Source organism: Streptomyces sp. NPDC054783 (genome assembly GCF_053611725.1).
The window spans coordinates 46,405-67,166 of sequence record NZ_JBSHAY010000016.1 but is presented as its reverse complement, the minus strand read 5'-3'; the positions used below and the strand labels follow the sequence as shown (position 1 = coordinate 67,166).

General features: G+C 71.7%; 18 protein-coding genes and 2 pseudogenes. 9 read left to right on the top strand and 11 right to left on the bottom strand.

What is annotated here, in order from left to right:
• Nucleotides 1-51: 51 nt before the first annotated feature.
• Nucleotides 52-1,983, bottom strand: a complete 1,932-nt coding sequence (locus ACWGJ5_RS26275) for an RICIN domain-containing protein (protein ID WP_453312128.1) — start codon at nucleotides 1,981-1,983, stop codon at nucleotides 52-54.
• Nucleotides 1,984-2,288: 305 nt separating this feature from the next.
• Here ACWGJ5_RS26275 and galU point away from each other — a divergent pair, with 305 nt between their 5' ends.
• Nucleotides 2,289-3,242, top strand: coding sequence for a UTP--glucose-1-phosphate uridylyltransferase GalU (galU, locus tag ACWGJ5_RS26270; RefSeq protein ID WP_453312127.1), 954 nt, complete (start codon nucleotides 2,289-2,291; stop codon nucleotides 3,240-3,242).
• 62 nt (nucleotides 3,243-3,304) lie between these two features.
• On the opposite strand, the gene ACWGJ5_RS26265 is transcribed toward galU, so the two are convergent.
• Nucleotides 3,305-3,757: a DUF4442 domain-containing protein gene (locus ACWGJ5_RS26265; RefSeq protein WP_453312126.1), complete on the bottom strand. Its 453-nt coding sequence runs from the start codon at nucleotides 3,755-3,757 to the stop codon at nucleotides 3,305-3,307.
• A gap of 149 nt (nucleotides 3,758-3,906) precedes the next feature.
• Here ACWGJ5_RS26265 and ACWGJ5_RS26260 point away from each other — a divergent pair, with 149 nt between their 5' ends.
• Nucleotides 3,907-4,929, top strand: a complete 1,023-nt coding sequence (locus ACWGJ5_RS26260) for a hypothetical protein (RefSeq protein WP_453312125.1) — start codon at nucleotides 3,907-3,909, stop codon at nucleotides 4,927-4,929.
• A 93-nt stretch (nucleotides 4,930-5,022) separates the two neighbouring features.
• Nucleotides 5,023-6,141, top strand: a complete 1,119-nt coding sequence (locus ACWGJ5_RS26255) for an MFS transporter (RefSeq protein ID WP_453312124.1) — start codon at nucleotides 5,023-5,025, stop codon at nucleotides 6,139-6,141.
• On the opposite strand, the gene ACWGJ5_RS26250 is transcribed toward ACWGJ5_RS26255, so the two are convergent.
• Nucleotides 6,080-8,776 carry a tetratricopeptide repeat protein gene (locus ACWGJ5_RS26250; RefSeq protein WP_453312123.1) on the bottom strand — a complete coding sequence of 899 codons (2,697 nt, stop codon included), beginning with the start codon at nucleotides 8,774-8,776 and terminating at the stop codon, nucleotides 6,080-6,082. The genes ACWGJ5_RS26255 and ACWGJ5_RS26250 overlap by 62 nt on opposite strands.
• Nucleotides 8,777-9,223: 447 nt before the next feature.
• Here ACWGJ5_RS26250 and ACWGJ5_RS26245 point away from each other — a divergent pair.
• A pseudogene (locus ACWGJ5_RS26245) lies at nucleotides 9,224-9,526 on the top strand (MFS transporter); the annotation flags it as partial.
• Here the strand turns inward: ACWGJ5_RS26245 and ACWGJ5_RS26240 are convergent.
• The 3 genes from ACWGJ5_RS26240 to ACWGJ5_RS26230 all read right to left on the bottom strand — a co-directional run bounded on the left by ACWGJ5_RS26240 (nucleotide 9,488) and on the right by ACWGJ5_RS26230 (nucleotide 12,584).
• Nucleotides 9,488-10,333 carry a spermidine synthase gene (locus tag ACWGJ5_RS26240; protein ID WP_453312122.1) on the bottom strand — a complete coding sequence of 282 codons (846 nt, stop codon included), beginning with the start codon at nucleotides 10,331-10,333 and terminating at the stop codon, nucleotides 9,488-9,490. The pseudogene ACWGJ5_RS26245 and the gene ACWGJ5_RS26240 sit on opposite strands and share 39 nt — an antisense overlap.
• A 61-nt stretch (nucleotides 10,334-10,394) precedes the next feature.
• Nucleotides 10,395-11,567 carry an elongation factor Tu gene (gene tuf, locus ACWGJ5_RS26235; RefSeq protein WP_453312121.1) on the bottom strand — a complete coding sequence of 391 codons (1,173 nt, stop codon included), beginning with the start codon at nucleotides 11,565-11,567 and terminating at the stop codon, nucleotides 10,395-10,397.
• A gap of 294 nt (nucleotides 11,568-11,861) precedes the next feature.
• Nucleotides 11,862-12,584, bottom strand: coding sequence for a DNA alkylation repair protein (locus tag ACWGJ5_RS26230; protein WP_453312120.1), 723 nt, complete (start codon nucleotides 12,582-12,584; stop codon nucleotides 11,862-11,864).
• Between the two features lie 141 nt (nucleotides 12,585-12,725).
• On the opposite strand from ACWGJ5_RS26230, the gene ACWGJ5_RS26225 reads away from it, so the two are divergent.
• On the top strand, nucleotides 12,726-13,877 hold the full coding sequence (locus ACWGJ5_RS26225; protein WP_453312241.1) for a glutathione-independent formaldehyde dehydrogenase: 1,152 nt from the start codon (nucleotides 12,726-12,728) through the stop codon (nucleotides 13,875-13,877).
• 98 nt (nucleotides 13,878-13,975) lie between these two features.
• Nucleotides 13,976-14,743, top strand: a complete 768-nt coding sequence (locus tag ACWGJ5_RS26220) for a TVP38/TMEM64 family protein (protein WP_453312119.1) — start codon at nucleotides 13,976-13,978, stop codon at nucleotides 14,741-14,743.
• A gap of 10 nt (nucleotides 14,744-14,753) precedes the next feature.
• On the opposite strand, the gene ACWGJ5_RS26215 is transcribed toward ACWGJ5_RS26220, so the two are convergent.
• Nucleotides 14,754-15,923 (bottom strand): thiolase family protein, encoded by a 1,170-nt coding sequence (locus ACWGJ5_RS26215; protein WP_453312118.1) that lies wholly within the window; start codon nucleotides 15,921-15,923, stop codon nucleotides 14,754-14,756.
• A 136-nt stretch (nucleotides 15,924-16,059) separates the two neighbouring features.
• Between ACWGJ5_RS26215 and ACWGJ5_RS26210 the strand changes: the two genes are divergently transcribed.
• On the top strand, nucleotides 16,060-16,530 hold the full coding sequence (locus ACWGJ5_RS26210) for a winged helix-turn-helix transcriptional regulator (RefSeq protein WP_453312117.1): 471 nt from the start codon (nucleotides 16,060-16,062) through the stop codon (nucleotides 16,528-16,530).
• Between the two features lie 3 nt (nucleotides 16,531-16,533).
• Here the strand turns inward: ACWGJ5_RS26210 and ACWGJ5_RS26205 are convergent, their stop codons facing one another.
• The 4 genes from ACWGJ5_RS26205 to ACWGJ5_RS26190 form a co-directional block, all read right to left on the bottom strand.
• Complete coding sequence (locus ACWGJ5_RS26205) at nucleotides 16,534-16,809, bottom strand: YciI family protein (protein ID WP_453312116.1); 276 nt, start codon at nucleotides 16,807-16,809, stop codon at nucleotides 16,534-16,536.
• Between the two features lie 70 nt (nucleotides 16,810-16,879).
• Nucleotides 16,880-17,605, bottom strand: coding sequence for a cupin domain-containing protein (locus ACWGJ5_RS26200; RefSeq protein WP_453312115.1), 726 nt, complete (start codon nucleotides 17,603-17,605; stop codon nucleotides 16,880-16,882).
• The gene (locus tag ACWGJ5_RS26195) at nucleotides 17,599-18,531 is read right to left on the bottom strand and encodes a DUF6807 domain-containing protein (protein WP_453312114.1); all 933 of its coding nucleotides are present in this window, start codon (nucleotides 18,529-18,531) and stop codon (nucleotides 17,599-17,601) included. Before ACWGJ5_RS26195 ends, ACWGJ5_RS26200 begins: the two co-directional genes overlap by 7 nt.
• Nucleotides 18,528-19,709, bottom strand: coding sequence for a Gfo/Idh/MocA family protein (locus ACWGJ5_RS26190; RefSeq protein ID WP_453312113.1), 1,182 nt, complete (start codon nucleotides 19,707-19,709; stop codon nucleotides 18,528-18,530). The genes ACWGJ5_RS26195 and ACWGJ5_RS26190 overlap by 4 nt, the downstream gene beginning before the upstream one ends.
• Before the next feature lie 245 nt (nucleotides 19,710-19,954).
• On the opposite strand from ACWGJ5_RS26190, the pseudogene ACWGJ5_RS26185 reads away from it, so the two are divergent.
• Both ACWGJ5_RS26185 and ACWGJ5_RS26180 read left to right on the top strand, forming a co-directional pair.
• A pseudogene (locus ACWGJ5_RS26185) lies at nucleotides 19,955-20,101 on the top strand (undecaprenyl-diphosphate phosphatase); the annotation flags it as partial.
• A gap of 355 nt (nucleotides 20,102-20,456) precedes the next feature.
• Nucleotides 20,457-20,636 (top strand): hypothetical protein, encoded by a 180-nt coding sequence (locus ACWGJ5_RS26180; protein ID WP_453312112.1) that lies wholly within the window; start codon nucleotides 20,457-20,459, stop codon nucleotides 20,634-20,636.
• Nucleotides 20,637-20,762: the final 126 nt, after the last annotated feature.

The window sequence follows — 20,762 nt, the reverse complement described above, 5'->3', positions numbered from 1 at the left end:
TGTCGTGGCCCGATCGCGGTCCGGGGACCGGGGGACGTCCCGTGCCGCGCGTCAGCGCAGCAGTGTGCCCACGGTCGCCGGTACGGCGGCGACCGTGCCGGCGACCGGCGGGAGGGCCCGGTGCACCGCGCGCACCGCCCGGGCGGGCGACACGGACCCGGTGCGCCGCCGGTCCTGGCCGGCCCGGACCCGCGCGACCCGGGTCTCGTTCGCCTCGCCCGGCTCCCCCGGGTCCCCCGGCACCCCCGTTCCGCTCCCGGTGCCCTCCGGCCTCCCGCGCGAGGTGTTCCCGTGCGGCGGGCCCTCGGTGCCGCCCTTCGAGAGTCCAACGCCCTTCGACGCCCCATCGCCCTGCAAGGACCCATCGCCCTGCGAAGGCCCATCGCCCTTGGAGAACCCCGGCTGCCACCCCCCTGACGCGTCGGCCCCGCCCTGCGCCGCGTCCGGCCGTCCCGCTCCTGCCCCCTCCGCCGCCGGCTCCAGCACCCAGAGTTGCTCCGGCGAACCGTCGCGCGGAACCAGCGTGACGCGGGCCGGCGTGTCGCCGGAGTCCGGAGCGAGCGCGAGGCCCGCGTGCCGGCGCGGCAGGATCTCGCCGCGCACGGTGATGTCGTACGCCACCTCTCCGGCGTGCACGACGCATCCGGCCAGCACGACGCTCCGCGTCCCGGGATCGGCGGCCAGGCACAGGGACGGGTCGAAGGCGCTGCGCAGCAACCCGTCGTCCTGGTACGACCACTGCTGCGAGGCGGCGGCGGAGCACGGTGCGAGCCCGACGCCCGCGCCCGCCCGCACGCTGTCCCCGCGCACGGCCAGGCAGCGCCCGGAGGCGAGGCCGCGCAGGCCCCCGTGGGCCACCTCGACGCCCTCGCCCGCCGAGGCGGCGGAGGAAGTGGCGGCCCGGGTGCCGGTGCCGCCCGGGTGTGTGGTGTGGCCGACGGGGGCACCCCAGGTGGCGCCGGGCACGGGGACACCGTTGTCATCGGACCAGCTCCTGGCCACGAGGACGGTGGCGAGCAGCGCGAGCGAGGCCAGTCCCACGCCGACGACCAGTGCCGTGCGGTGGCGGCTGCCGGGCCCGGTGCGGTGCCTGCCGCCCGCCCCCGCGGCCACCGGGGCGGGTGCCGGCCCGCACGGCGGTTCCTCGGCGGCGCCGCGTCCGGGGCGGGAGTCGAGGTAGCGGCGGGCGCCCCAGCCGAGCACGGTCTCGGCGAGCAGGAGGTCCAGGCCGCCGTCGAACAGCCCGAAGGTCTCGGCGGCGTACCGGCAGTACGGACAGGCCGTCAGATGCTGCCGCACCTCCGGCAGCAGGGCGCTGCCACGGCGCACGGGTACGTCCAGGAGCCGGTTGTAGAAGCGGCATTCCCTGGAGGGCGCGAGTTCCCGGTGGCCGCGTACGCAACCCGCCCGGAATTGCTCGCGTGCCTGTTCCAGGGCGGCCGTCGCGGTGAGCGGGTCGATACCCAGCAGACCAGCGGGTATGTTTATCGGCTCCGCTTCCACCTCGGTGTGCCACAGAAGGCATTGCGAGGCGCCGGGAAGTGCCTGGAACGCACGTTCGGCGAGTTGTCGTCTTTCCGGTGTTCGGGGGTTTGTCGCACGCAGTCCGCGGCCTCCGGCGGGTTTGCGCAATTCCGGCAGGGTCGCGCAGGCGACGTCGTCCGCCGCCCAGGCGCGGACGGTGTCGCGGACGGCGACGAGCAAGTGCGGGCGCAGGGCGCCGCCGGCCGCTCCGCCCGCCAGCCGGCCGAGGACCTCGTGGAAGGCGGCGGTGGCCACGAGTTGCGGCACGGGACCGGCGGAGGCCAGGCAGACGACGGCGTAGTCGCGGGCGGCGCGCCAGTGGCGGGCCAGCAGCAGGGCGACGGCGTGATGGCGGACAGGGTGGGGGCCGCCGAGCCGGGCGGCGAGATCGCGGTCGGACTCCCCGGGCGAACCGGGCAGCGGCGGATAGGGCGGGCGTGGGGGGTGTGGGGGGTGCACGGAACCATTTCCTTCCAGCCGCAGGACCGCACACGAAATGCCGTCCTGTCGGAAAGCAGTGCCGATGTGGTGCATACCTGGTTCTGGTACATACCTAAAGGGCCGGCCTGGGCGTTCGACGCCTGCCTCTGCCCTCCCGCGGGAAGGCTCACCTTCGCACACGCGACTCACAGGAAACAAGAAGTTCGATTGACTCCACTTCAGAGTCGGTGAAATGCACGAGAGTTACCGCCGGTATCACTTCCACAGCTCGTTCTCATGTTTCTCCGGGCGGGCTCTCATCGGCGTGTCCGAGCATGGCCCGCATGATCGCCTCCCACTCCCCAGCGACCCCCGACTGCCCCCGTACGGTCCGCAAGGCGGTCGTACCGGCCGCCGGACTCGGCACCCGCTTCCTGCCCGCGACCAAGGCCACACCGAAGGAGATGCTGCCGGTCGTCGACAAGCCGGCCATCCAGTACGTGGTCGAGGAGGCGGCCGCGGCCGGTCTGGACGACATCCTGATGGTCACCGGCCGGCACAAACGGGCCATCGAGGACCACTTCGACAGTGCCTTCGAACTGGAGCAGGCGCTGGCGGCCAAGGGCGACACCGTGCGGCTGGACGCGGTGCGCGATCCGGCGCGGCTGGCCGACATCCACCACATCCGCCAGGGCGACCCGCTCGGCCTCGGCCACGCCGTGCTGTGCGCCCGCCACCACGTCGGCGACCAGCCCTTCGCGGTCCTGCTCGGCGACGACCTGATCGACCCGCGCGAGACCCTGCTGAGCCGGATGCTCCAGGTCCGCGAGCGGTACGCGGGCAGCGTGGTGGCACTGATGGAGGTCGACCCGGCGCAGATCCACCTCTACGGCTGCGCGGCGGTGGAGCCGGCCGGGGAGGACGGGGTCGTACGCGTCACCGGACTCGTGGAGAAACCGGTGCCCGGGACCGCGCCGAGCCGGTACGCGGTCATCGGCCGCTATGTCCTGGACCCGGCCGTGTTCGGCGTCCTGGAGCGCACCCCGCCGGGCCGCGGCGGCGAGATCCAGCTGACCGACGCCCTCCAGGACCTCGCGGCGGACGGCACCGTGCACGGGGTCGTCTTCGACGGTCTGCGCTACGACACCGGCGACAAGGCCGACTACCTGCGTACGGTGGTCCGGCTGGCCTGCGCCCGCCCCGACCTCGGCCCCGGATTCGCCGACTGGCTGCGGGAGTTCGTGGCAGGACTGGAGGAGGGCGCAACCGGCAGCAGGGGCCGGCGGCGGGCGGCGTAGGGCGAACGCATGTGAGCAGAGGGGCCCTTCACCTGCGGGCCCCTCTCAAGTGCCCCGCAAACCTAGCCGTTGGGACGCAGCGTCCACACGACGGTCATCTCTCCCGTCACGGCGCCGTCGGCGCGGCGGATCTCGATCGCCACGGGGAACTCGGGGCGCTGCCCGGCGTCCAGCTCGGCGACGACGTCGGCGGCCGGACGGCCCAGCGTGGCGGTCGCGGTGACGGCCCCCATCGCGAGCTTCCTGTAGGCGATGTCGGCACGGACGGCGAGCGGCACCGCACGGGAGAGCTGGTCCCCGAAGGCGGCCAGCACGATGGCCCCGCTGGCCGACTCGCCGAGGGTGAACATCGCACCGGCGTGCGGCCCGCCCACGTGGTTGTGATAGGCGCCCTGGTCCGGCAGGGACACGACCGCCTTGTCCGGAGAGGTCTCCAGGAACTCCAGGTTCAGCGTCCGGGCCATGGGCACGGTGGCGGCGAGCATCTCGCCGATCGACATCTGGTCTGCGTTCATGCCGCCATGTTACTCACGGGTAGCCAAACCTGACCAGCAGGGAGCCGTAGCCTGCCCCCTCCTGTCCACGGAGTCCGCCCCGCTTCGCTACGACCCTGACGAGGGCCGGTGACCGAATCGTGTCCATGGCGGCACTAGGGTTACTGGCCATGTGGCCAGATCAGCAGCCGCCAGGGGGCGCGCCGAACCCGCAGAACAACCCGCAGCACAATCCGTACCAGCAGCCGGGTTACCAGCAGCCGAACCCGTACCAGCAGCCGGGATACCAGCAGTATCCGCAGGCCGCGCCGTACGGTCAGCAGCCGCAGTGGGGGCCGCAGCAGCCGCCCACCGCGCCCGTCCCGCAGCCCCCGCAGTCGGGCGGCGGCCGCACCAAGCTGATCGCGATCGCCGCGGCCACGGCGGTCGTGGTGGCCGCCGGAGTGACCGGCTATCTCGTCCTCGGCGGGAAGGACGACAAGAAGAACCAGGCCGACGGCAAGGGCGGGCAGCACGCGAGCCAGTCGCCCGCGCCCCGGCCGACGGCGAGTTCGTCGAACGCGGACGACCCGCGCGGGGCCGCGACGGAGAAACCGACCGTCCCCGGCTGGAAGGTCGTGGTGAACCCCAAGTGGGGCGTCGCGTTCGACGTGCCGGCGGAGTGGGAGGTCCAGTCCCCCGGCGTCGCGGTCGGCTTCACCTTCCCGAAGAGCGAGAAGGACTCGGGCATCACCATGTCGGGTCTCGCCGAGTACAAGTCCAATTGGTGCACCTCGGACGACGACAAGGACGGCCGCACCGAGGACACCCCGCTGGCGGTCGTGGGCACCAAGGGGGCGAGCGGCGCCAAGAACACGGACGAGATCGCCATCAACACACCGCCCTGGTGGATCTACGGCGGTTACACCATGCCGGACAAGAAGAGCATCTCGTGGGACAAGAAGCCCACTTCCTTCAAGTCCGCTTCGGGTGTCGAGGGCAGCTACGCGTGGGCGCAGTCGACCCACACGCCCCGCAAGGGCAAGTGCGTGACCGACGGCAAGGCGCTCACGTTCGGCTTCCAGAACTCTGCGCACGACTACGTCTCGTTCGACTTCTACGGCGCCAAGGGAGTGAACGGCGAGGTGTCCAAGGCGACCGTGCTGAAGATCCTCAGCACCGTCCGGCTGCACGGAGACCCGACCAACCAGTGAGCCCGCAGTGTGTTCCGGCCCGCCGCGGCCCGGCGGGCCGGAACACGCACGAAACCGATTGCCCACGCGGCACCCGCGAGCGATAGTCGCCCGGTGAACTCACCGCCCACCCCGCACGCCCTGCGCAGGCCCTCCTGGGCGGGCCGCAACTACTCCCTGCTGACCGCGGCGGCCGTCGTGACCGGACTCGGTGCCAACGGCTCGCTCGTCGCCGCCGCGTTCGCCGTGCTGGACGCGGGCGGCGACGGCGCGGACGTGGGGCTCGTCGCCGCCTCGCGCACCGTGCCGCTGGTGGTGTTCCTGCTCGTCGGCGGCGCGCTCGCGGACCGGCTGCCCCGCCACCGGGTGATGGTCGCCGCCAACGCCCTCAACTGCCTCTCCCAGGGCGCCTTCGCCGCGCTGGTGCTGGCCGGCGAGCCCCGGCTGTGGCAGATGATGCTGCTCAGCGCGCTCGGCGGCACCGGGCAGGCGTTCTTCGGCCCGGCGGCCGAGGGCATGCTGCTGTCCTCGGTGGAGGGTGAGCAGGCGGGCCGGGCGTTCGCCGTCTTCCGCATGGCCACGCAGGGCGCGGCCCTCGGCGGCGCGGCCCTGGGCGGCGCCCTGGTCGCGGCCGTCGGCCCCGGCTGGGTGCTCGCGCTCGACGCGGCCGCCTTCGCGCTCGCCGGCGCCCTCCGCTCCTTCCTCGACGTCAGCCACATCCCGCCGCGCACACCCGGCGAGGGCATGCTGGCCGATCTCCGCGACGGCTGGCGGGAGTTCATCGGCCGTCCCTGGCTGTGGGCCATCGTCGTACAGTTCTCGATCGCCAACGCGGTGGTCGGCGCGCCCGAGGCGGTCTACGGCCCGCTCGTCGCCCGCGACAGCCTGGGCGGCGCGGGACCCTGGGGCCTGGCCCTGGCCGCGTTCGGCGCGGGCACGGTGGCCGGCGCCCTGCTGATGACCCGCTGGAAACCCCGCCGCCTGCTGCTCGCCGGCACCCTGTGCGTCTTCCCGACGGCCCTGCCCGCCGCCGCCCTGGCCGTACCGGTACCGGCCGAGGCGCTGTACGTGGTGATGTTCGCCGCCGGTACGACGGTGGAGGTGTTCGGGGTGTCCTGGATGACCGCGCAACACGTCGTCAAATGTAGCCACTTTCTGTTTGTCACTGCCTTCACACGTTCGCAGGTGGTTCGTTCCCTACTGCGTTTGCGAGTCGTTCACGCAGTGCTGTGAGGTTGCCCAGGCGGAGGGCGGTGTCGGGGTGGTCGGGGCCGAGGGCGGTCTCGGTGATCTCCAGCGCCCGCTCCGCCAGGGGGAGGGCTTCGGCATGACGCCCTAGGTCACCAAAGGCGGATGCCAGATTGCCCAGGCGGTTGGCGGTGTCGGGGTGGTCGGGGCCGAGGGCCGTCTCGGTGATCTGTAGCGCCCGCTCCTCCAATGGCAGGGCTTCGGTGTGACGGCCCAGGGCGCTGTAGGTGGTGGCGAGGTTGCCCAGGCGGAGGGCGGTGTCGGGGTGGTCGGGGCCGAGGGCCGTCTCGGTGATCTGTAGCGCCCGCTCATCCAACGGCAGGGCCTCAGCATGACGCCCCAGCTCACTAACGGCGGAGGCCAGGTTGCCCAGGCGGAGAGCCGTGATGGGGTGGTCTGGGCCGAGGGCGGTCTCGGTGATCTCCAGCGCCCGCTCCGCCAGGGGGAGGGCTTCGGCATGACGCCCTAGGGCACCAAAGGTGGATGCCAGATTGCCCAGGCGGAGGGCGGTGTCGGGGTGGTCGGGGCCGAGGGCGGTCTCGGTGATCTCCAGAGCCCGCTCCTCCAATGGCAGGGCCTCAGCATGACGCCCCAGCTCACACAACGTTCTGGCCAGGTTGCCCAGGCGGAGAGCCGTGATGGGGTGGTCGGGGCCGAGGGCGGTCTCGGTGATCTCCAGCGCCCGCTCCGCCAGGGGGAGGGCTTCGGCATGACGCCCTAGGTCACCAAAGGTGGATGCCAGATTGCCCAGGCGGTTGGCGGTGTCGGGGTGGTCGGGGCCGAGGGCCGTCTCGGTGATCTCCAGAGCCCGCTCATCCAACGGCAAGGCCTCAGCATGACGCCCCAGCTCACACAACGTTCTGGCCAGGTTGCCCAGGCGGAGAGCCGTGATGGGGTGGTCGGGGCCGAGGGCGATCTCGATGATCTCCAGCGCCCGCTCATCCAGTGGCAGGGCCTCGACAAGACGCCCCAGCTCACGGAGGGTGGATGCCAGGTTGCCCAGGCGGTGGGCGGTGTCGGGGTGGTCGGGGCCGAGGACGGTCTCGGTGATCTCCAGCGCCCGCTCCGCCAGGGGAAGGGCTTCGGCATGACGCCCTAGGTCACCAAAGGTGGATGCCAGATTGCCCAGGCGGAGGGCGGTGTCGGGGTGGTCGGGGCCGAGGGCGGTCTCGGTGATCTCCAGCGCCTGCTCATCCAACGGCAGGGCTTGGTCTGCCTGGCCCCGGGCCGACAGGTAATAGGCAGCCCGCCCCAGCAAGGCGACAAGCTCGGGGCGTGAACCGACGCCGTGACCGTATTTCAGCATGGCCTGCATGTGCGGAAGCAGCATTTGCCAATGCGGCCAGGCATCTACATCTCTGGGACTCCCCGAGGGCATGGCGGCGTGCAGCAACTTCAGAGCGGATTGGCTCGGGTGCGGTGGGCTGAGAGGTTGGGGCCGACGCAGCAGCCGCCGTATGGCTCCGGGCCGTGGCAGCGGTGTGGGCGCTGGAGTAGTGGTGCGCAGTACGATCTGTACGAGACGGTGGACAGTGACTGCGCTGTCGGTGAGGGCGATCATGCTGTAGGCAGCGAGGAGGCCTAGAGCATGGTCGACGGCCTGAGGGGTCGGCAGGACAGGTGCCAGAACATGGCGGGGCAGCGGGTCGGGGGCGCAATACGCCAGAATCCGGAGCAGTACCACCGCGTGCGGGTCTGTAGCGTGCAGCGTATTGAGGGTGACGCTCCACAGTTGCGCAATGGTGCGTTGCTGCGGATCGCCGGGAGCAGCAGCGGCCAGAACACCAGCGGGATCGGCGCGTAGTTGTGCTAGGTAGCTTGCAGCGCTGATGCGGGTCTGCGCCAGATAGGCGCCGGCCTGCTGCAGGGCCAGGGGCAGGTGGCCGAGTTCCTCGGCCAGTTCGGCAAGCCCCACAGCATCGCTGTCGACGCCGTGTCCAGTGATCTCCTGAAGGACCCTTACAGACGACTCCGGATCCAAGGTGCCCAGGCGCAGGGGGGCGCCGAGGTCGCGCCAGGGCAGATCGCGACGGGTGGTGACGACGGTTTGACCGGTGCCTAGTCGGCCGAGGTAGGGCTGGAGGTCGGCGGGGTCCTCTGCATTGTCGAAGACCAGTAGCCATCCGGTGCGGCCCTGCAGCCACGTCACGGCCCAGGAAGCGGCCTCGTCCAACGGGAGTGCGGCGTGCACCGGGTTGAGGGCCGTGGCAAGGGAGGCCAGGCTGACAGTGACAGTGGCGAGCGTCGAGGCTTCAATCCACCACACTGGCCCGCGCCCAGCCGCCAGTTGCGCGTGCGCGTGGTGCAGGACCAGCGTGCTCTTGCCGACTCCACCCATGCCCCGCACCGTCTGCGTGACGATGCCCGTTCCTGTCGACGGCAGGTCCTTCAGGCTGGCGAGTGCACTGTCACGGCCTTCGAACACACGGCTGTCCGGGGCAGGCAGATTGCTCAACTTCGCTATCGCCTCCTCGGGAACCGCAGCTTCTAGGGCTCCGGCAGGCAACACAAGGTTGCGTTGCTCGATCCGCGTCTGATCGCCAGTGGAGATGACTCCTGAGCTGTGGCCCGCAGCAGCGGAGCGACCGCCTGAAGCGGGTGGTGTGGGTGTCTCGGTCATCGCTGAACGTTGCCGTTGTCCCCCGTGATGATGATCCCGGAATTGTCCTGCGTGACCACCGCACGTTCACCCGAGACCGATGGTCCACCTGCAGTCGGTGGTGTCGGCGGGGCCGAAGAGCCGATGAGGGACGATGCCCAGGTCCCCAGCACCCCCGCGATCACCGCACCGGCACCAGCACCCGTCCCGATCCGCGTCGCCTGATCCCATGGCAACAGCAGATCGCCCAATAGCACGCACAACCCGAAGACTGCTAGGGACCCTGCAATGACCAACAACCAACGTGCCGTCCGACTCACCTGACGCCCCCTCACGCTGAACGAGGCATCCATCTTGTCACCAGGGCACATCATGCCGCCTCAGTTGTGACAGACATGGGACTTGCTGTTCCGTGCCCCGGACCCAGAACGCAGCCGACCTGATCAGATAAGGGAGGACAGCTCCGTAGGCGTCCACAGGTCGATGGCGCTGCACCAGGAGATCCCCGAGGACAAGCTCTCCCGCGTTTCGGCGTACGACTGGTTCGGCTCGGTCTCCCTCATTCCGCTCGCGACGGCGCTGGCGGGCCCCGCCGAGAGCGCCTTCGGGCGGTCCGCCGCGCTGTGGGGCTGCGCCGGACTGGTCGTCCTGGCCACCGCCCTGGTGCTGCTGGTCCCGGACGTCCGCACGCTGACCCGCCGCAGCCGGCCGGTCGCCGCCTCCCGGGGCGCGTCAGCCGATGCCGAACGACCCGCCGGGGGGCTCGGGTGAAGGTACGGCGTCGGCGTCCTCCACCGGCCGCGCGGGACCGGTGAACTCCCGTACCGTCGCCCCGTGTTCGACCCGCGCCGGAAAGGTGTCCGCCGCGGTGCGCCGGGCCAGGGCGGTGATGTCGAGGGGCCGGTGCGCGGCGACGAGCACCGCGTTCCCGAACCGGCGGCCGCGCAGCACCGCGGGCTCGGCGATCAGCACCAGCTCCTCGAAAACTGCGGCGAGCGTGGCCAGTTGGGACCGCAGGAACCCGAACGGCGCGGCGTCCGCGAGGTTGGCCAGATAGACGCCGTCCGGGCGCAGCACCCGCTCGGCCTCGCGTGCGTAGGCGAGCGTGGTCAGATGCGCCGGCACCCGGGACCCGCCGAAGACGTCGGCGATCAGCACGTCGGCATGATCGTCGGGAGCCGTCTCCAGCCAGGCCCGGGCGTCTGCGGCGTGCACCGCGATGCCCGAGCCCTCCGGCAGCGGCAGATACTCGGCGACCAGTTCCAGCAGCCCCCGGTCGGCCTCGACGACGTCCTGCCGCGAGCCGGGCCGGGTCGCCGCCACGTACCTGGGCAGGGTCAGCGCTCCCCCGCCCAGGTGCACCACGTGCAGCGGCCGTCCGGCCTCGGCAACGGTGTCCAGCACGTGCCCGAGGCGCCGCGCGTACTCGAACTCCAGATACGCGGGTTCGTCCAGATCGACGTACGACTGCGGCGCCCCGTCGACCGTGAGCAGCCAGGCCCGCGCACGGTCGACGTCGGGCATGAGTCTGGCGGTGCCGTGGTCGGTGGTGCGGGAGACGGGTATGGCTTCGTTCACCTGTCCATTGTGCCTGGCGGTAGGGCCCCGAAGGCGCCGCAGTCCCACACGCACCCCAGCCTCACTCCACAGCGGTCACGGTTCCCGCCCCCACGGTCCGCCCACCCTCACGGATGGCGAACCCGAGCCCCGGCTCCAGTGGCACCTCCCGCCCGAGCTCCACGGTCATCTCCACCGTTTCCCCGGGCCTGGCCACACCCACGGAACCGAGGTCGACGTCCCCCACCACATCCGCCGTACGGATGTAGAACTGCGGCCGGTACCCGGTGGCGACCGGCGTCGTACGGCCGCCCTCGCGCCCCGACAGCAGATACACCCGAGCCGAGAACCGCCGGGCGGGCACGACGCTCCCCGGGGCCGCCACGACATGCCCGCGCCGCACGGCGTCGCGTGGCACACCCCGCAGCAGCACCGCCACGTTGTCCCCGGCCTGCGCCTCATCCATCGGCTTGCCGAAGGTCTCCAGGCCGGTGACCACGGTCTCCAGCTCGGCACCCAGCACCGCCACCCGGTCGCCGAGGCGGAGCGTCCCCCGCTCCACCGCGCCGGTGACGACCGTGCCCCGCCCGGTGATGGTGAGCACGTTCTCCACCGGCAGCAGGAACGGCGCGTCCAAGTACCGCTCCGGCATGGGCACGTAGGTGTCCACCGCGTCGAGCAGCGCCTCGATGGACGCCGTCCACCGCGGGTCGCCCTCCAGCGCCCGCAGCCCCGAGACCCGTACGACCGGTACGGCGTCGCCCGGGTAGCCCTGGGCCGTGAGCAGGTCGCGGACCTCCAGCTCGACGAGGTCGACGAGCTCCCCGTCGTCCGTGCCGTCGGCCTTGTTGAGCGCGACGACCATGTGGTCGACGCCCACCTGCCGGGCAAGCAGCACGTGTTCGGCGGTCTGCGGCATGATCCCGTCGAGCGCGGACACGACGAGGATCGCCCCGTCGAGCTGCGCGGCGCCGGTGACCATGTTCTTGACGTAGTCCGCGTGGCCCGGCATGTCCACGTGGGCGTAGTGCCGGGTGTCGGTCTCGTACTCGACGTGCGCGATGTTGATGGTGATGCCGCGCGCGGCCTCCTCCGGGGCCCGGTCGATGCGGTCGAAGGGCACGAAGGTGCCGGTGCCGCGCTCGGCGAGGACCTTGGTGATGGCGGCGGTCAGGGTGGTCTTGCCGTGGTCGACATGACCCATGGTGCCGATGTTCAGGTGCGGCTTGGTGCGCACGTAGGCCGTTTTGGACATGGCTGTACCTCGAAGCCTCTCAGCCGTGAAAGGAGAATCAGGACCCCGGGGACCGGCCGACCCTCCCCCTGCGGGGTCCGCCGGACGTTCCGGGGAGGGTCAGCTTCGGGCGCCGTCGACAGCGGCTGCGAGGATCAGGACGGCAGCCTTCGGCGCATCCGCGACGGCGGATGCTGCGAGGAGGAAGGCGTACCGGAACATGGGGTCGATCATCGCCGAGCCGATGTCCGGCGTCGAACGATTTTCGGCGGTCGGCGAGTTGGGGCCTGCGTCGAGGCCTGCGTCGGGGCCTGCTCAGGCGCCGATGTTCTTCAGCGCCTCCCGGACGGTCAGCGGGGCGAACCTGCCCCGCTCCCGCGCCAGGAAGGCCCGTACGGCCCCGGGGTCGGTCTTGGCGTACTCGCGCAGGGCCCAGCCGATCGCCTTGCGGACGAAGAAGTCGGAATGCCCGGACTGGAGCAGGCAGTAGCCGAACAGCCGGTCGGTGTCGGTGTGTTCCTTGCGGGTCAGCTGGTGGAGCAGGGCCGTGCGCACCGGCCACAGGTCGCCGTCGGTGATCCAGGCGTCCATGTCGGCGCCGAGTGCGGGATCGGCGGCGACCAGCCGGCCGACCACGTGCGCGGCCAGCGGATCGACGGTGTCCCACCACGGGACGGTCGTCACGAGGTACCGGGTCACCGGCAGGAGGCCGGAGGAGCACCGTCCGACGTGCCGGCGCAGATAGTCCACCGCGAAGTACTGGTACTCGCGCTCGGGCAGCTGCCAGCAGCGCAGGGCGATCGCAGTGCAGTCGGCCTCGTCGGGGCGCGGGGTGCCCGCGAGGACGGTGCGGGACAGGGCACGGCGGTCCGGGGTGGGGATGCCGAGGAAGGGCGCCACATCCTTCATGTACGCCCGCATCGGACCGGCCCGCCCGGCATCGGCGGCGGCCGTGAACGCGGCCGTCACCCGCTCCAGCACGGTGTCGGCGAGAGCACTGCGCGGCATGTGCGGCGGGGCCGCACCTGTGACGGTCATGAACGAACCATACTATCGAATACACATTCGAACGCGCAGACCAGAACCCCAGCTCAGCGCCCCCTCCCGACGAGGGTTGCACCCCCTTTCGCACCGGCGTTACCTGGAAGTACCGGTGGTACAGCGGCGGAGGTGACAGACGTGAAAGCCGTCGTCTACGAAGAGCCCTTCAGCGTGGTGGTGAAGGACGTCCAGGATCCCCGGATCCAGCATCCAAACGATGTGCTCGTACGCGTCACGTCGAGCGCCATATGCGGCTCGGACCTGCACATGTACGAGGGCCGCACGGCGGCCGAGTCGGGCATCGTCTTCGGACACGAGAACCTCGGCATCATCGAGGAGGTCGGCAGCGGTGTGACCTCCTTGTCCCAGGGTGACCGTGTCGTGATGCCGTTCAACGTCGCCTGCGGATTCTGCAAGAACTGTCTCGCCGGGAAGACCGGCTTCTGCCTGACGGTCAATCCCGGGTTCGCGGGCGGGGCCTACGGCTATGTGGCGATGGGCCCGTACAAGGGCGGCCAGGCCGAGTTGCTGCGGGTGCCGTTCGCCGACTTCAACTGCTTGAAACTGCCTCCGGGGGAGGAATTCGAGACCGATTTCGTGCTGCTCGCCGACATCTTCCCGACGGGCTACCACGGCTGCGAGCTCGCCCAGGTGTCCCCGGGCGAGAGCGTGGCCGTCTACGGCGCCGGACCGGTGGGGCTGATGGCCGCCTACTCGGCACTGCTGCGCGGTGCGGCGAAGGTGTTCTCGGTCGACCGGGTGCCCGAGCGGCTCGCCAAGGCGGAGGAGATCGGGGCCATCCCGATCGACTTCACCAAGGGCGACCCGGCGGAGCAGATCAAGGAGCAGACCGGAGGCGAGGGCACCGACAAGGGTGTCGACGCCGTCGGCTACCAGGCCCAGGCCCACGACGCCAGCCATGAGGAACCGGCCATCGTCCTCAACGAGCTGGTCATGACGGTACGGCCGACGGGCCTGCTCGGCGTGCCGGGTCTGTACGTGCCGTCGGACCCGGGCGGCCCCGACGAGCACGCCAGGCACGGTCAGCTGCTGGTCTCCATCGGCAAGATGTTCGAGAAGGGCCAGCAGATGGGCACCGGTCAGTGCAACGTCAAACGGTACAACCGCCAGCTGCGCGACATGACCATCGCCGGGCGCGCCAAGCCCAGTTTCGTGGTCTCCCACGAGCTGCCGCTGGACCAGGCGCCGCAGGCGTACGAGAAGTTCGACAAACGGGTCGAGGGCTACACCAAGGTGGTGCTGCATCCCGGTCACGTGCTCGCCGCGTGAGACATGGGTCCGTGGGTCCGGGCGCCCGAGGTGCCCGGACCCGCTCGGTGCGGCACACCTGACGGCGATCACACGCGTTCGTCGGTTAATGTCACCGGATGCTCGATGCCAACCGCTCTGGCACCGCCACGGCCTCTCCCCGGGCCGCCGCCACGCAGCTCGTCGTACCCGTGTCACCGCTGCCCCGCACCGGGTTCGCCGGCCGGTGTGCGCGGGCGCCGGCGCATCCGTATGCCCGGCTGTCGCTGCTGCTCGCCCTGCTCGCCGGTGCCGCCGCGTGCGTGCTGGCCTTCGAACCGCAGCGGCTGCTGACGCACGGCTGGCCGCCGCAGCTGGGCGGGGCGGCGGCGGCCGCGGTCTTCGGTGTGGCGTACGGGCTGTGCACCGTGGCGTTCGTGCCGCGCCCCTTGCTCAACCTGGCGGCGGGCGCGCTGTTCGGCTCGCAGCTGGGCCTGGTGACGGCGCTGGCGGGGACGGTGCTCGGGGCGGTCGTGGCGTTCGGGCTCGGCCGGGTGCTCGGGCAGGACGCGCTGCGCCCGCTGCTGCGGGGCCGCTGGCTGAAGGCGGCCGACGGGCAGCTGAGCCGGCACGGGTTCCGGTCCATGCTGGCGGCCCGGCTCTTCCCGGGCGTGCCGTTCTGGGCGGCGAACTACTGCGCTGCCGTCTCCCGTATGCGCTGGTGGCCGTTTCTGCTGGCCACGGCCGTCGGCTCGATCCCGAACACCGCCGCCTACGCGGTCGCCGGCGCCCGCGCCGCCGCGCCGACGTCTCCCGCCTTCCTGATCGCGATGGCCGCTATCGCCGTACCGGCGCTGCTGGGCGCGGTGGTGGCGTGGCGCAAGCGTCACCAGCTGCGGGGCCGGTGAGGGTCACCGGTCAGACACCCTCGAGGATCATCGCGTTGGCCAGGCCGCCCGCCTCGCACATGGTCTGCAGGGCGTAGCGGGCACCGCGCTCGCGCATGGCGTGGACCAGGGTGGTGGTCAGCCGGGTGCCGCTGGCGCCGAGCGGGTGGCCCAGGGCGATCGCGCCGCCGTGCACATTGACCTTGGCCAGATCGGCGCCGGTCTCCTGCTGCCAGGCCAGCACCACGCTGGAGAACGCCTCGTTGACCTCGAAGAGGTCGATGTCGGCCATCCCCAGCCCCGCCTTGTGCAGCACCTTCTCCGTGGCCGGGATGACGCCCGTCAGCATCAGCAGCGGATCGGAGCCGGTGACGGCGAAGCTGTGCAGGCGGGCGAGGGGACGCAGGCCGAGGCGGGCCGCGGTGTCGCTGGAGGTGATCAGGACGGCGGAGGCGCCGTCGTTGATGGGGCTGGCGTTGCCCGCCGTCACGTTCCACTCGATCTGCGGGAATCGCTCGGCGAAGCCGGGGTCGTAGTAGGCGGGCTTGAGGCCGGCAAGGATCTCCGGGGTGCTGCCGGGGCGGACGCACTCGTCGCGGGCGACGCCGTCCAGCGGCGCGATCTCGGCGTCGAACAGGGCCTTGTCCCAGGCCGCGGCGGCCTTGTGGTGCGAGGAGACGGCGAACTCGTCCATCCGGGCGCGCGTGAGGGACCACTTGGCAGCGATCAGCTCCGCGCTGATGCCCTGCGGGACCAGGCCCTCGGGGTAGCGCTCGGCGACCCCGGGACCGAACGGGTCCTTGCCGGCGGGCACGTTGGACCACATCGGCACCCGGCTCATCGACTCCACACCGCAGGCGACCACCAGGTCGTACGCCCCGGACATCACGCCCTGCGCGGCGAAGTGCACGGCCTGCTGGGAGGAGCCGCACTGGCGGTCCACCGTGGTCGCCGGGACCGTCTCGGGGAAGCCGGCGGCGAGGACCGCGTACCGGGTGGTGTTCATGGCCTGCTCGCCGACCTGGTCGACGGTGCCGCCGATGACGTCGTCGATCAGCGCGGGGTCGACGCCGGAGCGCTCGACCAGGGTGCGCAGGGTGTGGGCGAGCAGTTGCACGGGGTGGACGTGGGCAAGGGAACCGTTCGGCTTGCCCTTGCCGATGGGGGTGCGTACGGCTTCGACGATCACTGCGTCGCGCATGGCGGGGCCTCCTTGGCCGCCTGGCTGTCCGCAGCGGGCCGGGCGGCGGGCTACGGCAGCTACCAGTGAGTAGGAAATCCAAACTCACCATAGCGCGTCGGGTTGGAAAATCAAACGCTCCACTAGACTGGCCCTCATGGCCGCCACGAAAGACCCGCGCCCCTGCTCCATCGCCGACGCCCTCGCGCTGGTCGGCGAGAAGTACTCCCTGCTCGTCCTGCGCGAGGTGTGCCTGGGCAACGGCCGCTTCGACCAGCTCGTGCGCAACATCGGCGCCCCGCGCGACATCCTGGCCGCCCGGCTGCGCCGGCTCGTGGACGTGGGGATCCTCACCAAGCGCGTCTACAGCGAGCGCCCGCAGCGCTTCGAGTACCGGGCCACACAGGCCGGCCTGGAGCTGGAGCCGGTCCTGGTGACGCTCAAGGAGTGGGGCGACCGCCACATCCGCAAGGGCGCCGACCTGCCCATGGCCGTCGAGCACATCTGCGGCAATGAACTGGTGCCGGTCGTCACCTGCCGCGCCTGCGGCGAGGAGGTCCGCCACGAGGACCTCACGGCCCATCCGCAGGCGCCGGGCTGGACGCGCACCGGTCCGACGGCGGCGTGAGGCTCAGGGCGCGGTGAGGGCCTCGTTCCACTCACGGATGTGCCAGGCCTTCACCACTCCGTGCAGGACGAACGGGTCACCGGCGACGAACTCCTCGGCCGCCTCGCGCGTGCGGAAGACGGCCATCGAGCCCTCTTCCCGGGGGTTCGCGAACGGGCCGATCATCAGCAGCTCGCCGCGTTCGACGAACTGCTGGTAGCGGGCCACGTGGGCGGCGAAGTGGGCGGGCGCCTTCTCGTCCAGGTCGTCGGCCGACTCGTAGAACACCACGTACTTCATCGGGCCTCCCTGCGCAGCGGGCCCTTCCCCGCCTCCCCAGGCTACCCGCCACCGGACGCGCCGGCAGGGCCTAGGGCCCCGGGTAGACGTCCAGCCGCCCGCACATCCCGAACCTGCCCTGCCCAACGGGTGGTTCCGCCCGTACGACCGCCTCGGCGAGGTGCGAAGCGTCACCCCGTTCCAGGCGGTCCAGCTGCTCCCCCGTGGCCGCGGCGGCAGCGGCGGCGCCACTCCTCCAGCGCCGGCGCCACTCGGCGATCCGCGGCCGTACGAGCGCGGCGGCGGCCCGGTGGAAGGCTGCCAGCGCCGGTGGGCCAGGAGCGGCCCGCAGGGCCTGGTAGCCCTCCAGTGCCAGGTCACGCCGGGCGCGAGCGATCCGCTCCCGCTCGGCCTCCGGTGCGTCGGCCGGGATCGTGGTGGCGGCGGCGTACGCCGCCGGGTCGGCCAGGTACTCCGGCGGGAGCGTGAGCACCGCGTCCCCGGCCTCCGGGAGCCCGCTGTTCTGCATGACCACGGTGATGCGCAGATCGTCCTCGTTGACCAGCCGGTGGATGGTGCCCGGCGTGAACCAGGCGACCGCGCCGGGCGCGAGCGGGGTGACCTCGTGGCCGGACGCGGTCAGCGTCTGCACCGCGCCCCGGCCGCCGGTGACGACGTACGCCTCCGAACAGACCAGGTGGACATGGGGAGTTCCGCCGCGCACTCCGTCGGCGCCGGGCCAGTCGTACACGCACAGCCGGGAGACGGCGACCCCGCCCGGCAGGCCACGGAACGTGTGCTGCCCGGTGCTCACCACGGATGCGCCTCCAGGTACTTGACGACGTCCGCGCGCTGCCAGGCCCCGTCCGCCACGACGATCCGGTAGCGGCGGCGGAGCGTGTCGCCGGGGGCGAGTTCCAGCTCCTCGAAGAAGGCCCAGGAGGGGGCGACGGCGGCGAAGGGCTCGTTGCGGACGAACCAGTGTGCGGGGTGGGTCCCGCCCGCGCCGCAGTGGTCGTTCTCCGGGGCGTGCGCGAAGACGAGGGTTGCATGGCCGTCGGTGCCGTCGTGTTCGCCGCAGTACGCGAGCCAGGGTGCCTGGGTGCCCATCAGCGCGGGTCCCGCCCCCTCCGGCCCGGTGATCCGCCCCTCCCGGAAGGCGCGCGGGCCCCGCCAGAACAGGCCGGTGTAGCCCGCCAGTTCGCGCCCGGCGGTGGTGGGACTGCCGAAAACGAGCGGCTCGGCACGCCGGTTGGTGACGGCGCTGGTCCAGGTCAGCGCCCAGGAGCAGGAGTCCGGGTCCACGTCGTGGACCTCGATCCGCCGCTCCTCCTCGGCCCACGGCTCACCGTCGTACGGATGCCAGGTCAGCCGCTCGGCGATCACCGCCCGGCCGTCGGCCGCGGAGACCTCGTCGAAGCCGGCGTGGCGCATCGAGCCGACCCGTTCGGGCAGTTCGAGGTATCCCTGCCCGGGCACATAGGTGTTGCCGCCCCACAGGTTCGCCCCCGACAGGTGGGAGGCCGTCAGGGACAGGCCCTTGTGCCAGCGGTGGTCGTTCGGGCGGTAGTCGGTGACGACGGCGCCGGCGAGGGTGCGGACCGGATGGACGTAGGGCCGGGGCGCCTCCCAGGCGGCCTCGGGGCGGTAGACGTAGGCGATCAGCCCTACGCCGGTGGCCGGTTCGGAGACGGTGATCCGGTCGTCGTGCGCATGGACCACCCGCAGCCCGCCGCCGGTCATGCCGGGACCTCCTCGGCCGTCGCCGGTGCCCAGCCGGGGGCGCCGCCGTGCAGGGCGGTGTAGTACGGGTCGCCGGGGCCGATCTCACCGGAACGGACGGCGGTGTCGGTGAAGGCCGACTTGTACAGGGCCGTGATCAGCTCCAGGCTCGTACGCCCGTCCGCACCGCTGCTGCGCGGCCGCTCACCCGCGCGCATGCTCGCGACCAGTTCGCGCAGTTGGGCCAGGTGCGAGCTGGGCACGTCCGGGCCGAAGTCCCGCCACCTTTCTGCCAGTTCGGCGGGTACGTCCGGGGCCGGAGTGATGCGCCAGTCGTCGTTGGCGTGCCCGTAGAGGTGGGTCAGTTCGACGGTCGCGCGCTCGCAGTCGATGCGGATGCGGCTGACCTCATCGGGGCTCAGCACGCTGTTGACGACCGTCGCGAGGGCGCCGCCCTCGAAGCGGACCAGCGCGGTGGAGACGTCCTCCGTCTCGACGTCGCGCACCAGCCGCCCGGCCATGGCCCGCACCTCGCTCCACGGCCCGAGCAGGTCCAGCAGCAGGTCCATCTGGTGGATGCCGTGACCCATGGCCGGTCCGCCGCCCTCACTGTGCCAGCGGCCCCGCCAGGGCACGGCGTAGTAGGCGGTGTCCCGGTACCAGGTGGTCTGACAGTGCGCCACCAGAGGCCGCCCGAGAGCGCCTTCGGCGAGCAGCCGGCGCACATGCCGGGAACCGGAGCCGAACCGGTGCTGGAAGACGATCGCCGCGTACGGCCCGCCGTCCGCGCCCTCCACCGCCTCGATCGCGTCGAAGTCGGCGAGCGAAGGCACCGGCGGCTTCTCGCACCACACCCAGGCCCCGGCGCGCAGCGCGGCCACGGTCTGCGCGCGGTGCAGGGTGGGCGGGGTGCAGATGCTGACCAGGTCCGGTCGTTGCTCGGCCAGCATCCGGTCGAGGTCGGTGTAGGCGTGCGGGATGCCGGTCCCGGCGCTGAGGGCCTCGACGGCGTCCTGGTCGACGTCGACGGCGGCGACGACCTCCGTCTCGCCCTCCCGCGCGAGTTGGGCCAGCGCGGGCAGATGGGAACCGCGCCCGATGGCGCCGGTGCCGATGACTGCGGCCCGGATGCGTCGGCCGCTGAACGGAGTTGTCGGACGAGGACGGTCGGGCCTGGGCAGGAGAGGAGAGGGTGGCATGGGCGGGTTCAGCACTCCTCCGGTACGGCGGGCGCGCGGGCCGACAGTGGGGAAGCAATACGGCAAGCAATTCAGCAAGCGCTTTCTCCTGCGCTGCAACGTAAGCGGCGACGCCGGGACCGGTCAACACCACGGACCGCCCGCGCTCTACAACCCCTCTTTCCCCGCTGTCACCGGCGCCCGCTACGCCGCCCCCGGCCACTTGAACTCCCCTTTACCTCCCAGCGCTTGGACGGCGTACCTCCATGCCTTGGCTCGAATCCCTCGTCCTCGGACCCGTCCAGGGGCTGACCGAGTTCCTGCCCGCCTCCTCCAGCGCGCATCTGCGGCTGACCGCGGCGTTCTCGGGCTGGAAGGACCCCGGCGCGGCCTTCACGGCGATCACGCACATCCCCCCTCGCCCGGCAGCTCACCCGCGCCCCTCCCCCGCGCTGCCTGGACCGCTGCCGCGCGGCGGGCCTCGGCTCTCTCCCCCCGGCGGGGACGCAGGCTTCCTCGAACTCCCCGTCGTACACGGCGGTTTCCCCAGCGCACACGACGATTTCCCGGCCGCACACGACGGCTCCCCCACGGTGCACAGAGGTTTCTGAGCCGCCCGGGCCGCTTCGGGGCGCTCCATGTGCGGCAGGTGGCGGTGACAGTGACAGTCACGGTGACGATGACGGTGACGGTGACGGTGACCAACGGCATACCTTATGGGTAGCGGGACGGTAGCGCAGTGTCAGTGCTTACCCCTAGGCTGTCCGCATGTCCCCCGATGTCCCGCCCTCTGGTTCCGTGCGGTCTGCCGCCGAGGTGAACGAGCAGATCCGGGCGCTGTGGCTGCGTGCGGGCGGCACCCTGTCGGCCCAGGAACGCGCGGAGTACGAACTGTTGGTGGTCGAGTGGGCCGAGGCGATCCGCGGCGAGGTCATCAAGGCGGCCTGACCCGGCCGACGGCCCGCTGCCGCCGGCTCGATCCAGACCAAGCCGCGCTCACGGTCCTTTCTGCCGGCGGTGGTCTTGCCGGGTGGATGTGCGAGCCGGCCGTCGCTGGATAAAGTCGTCCCGTTA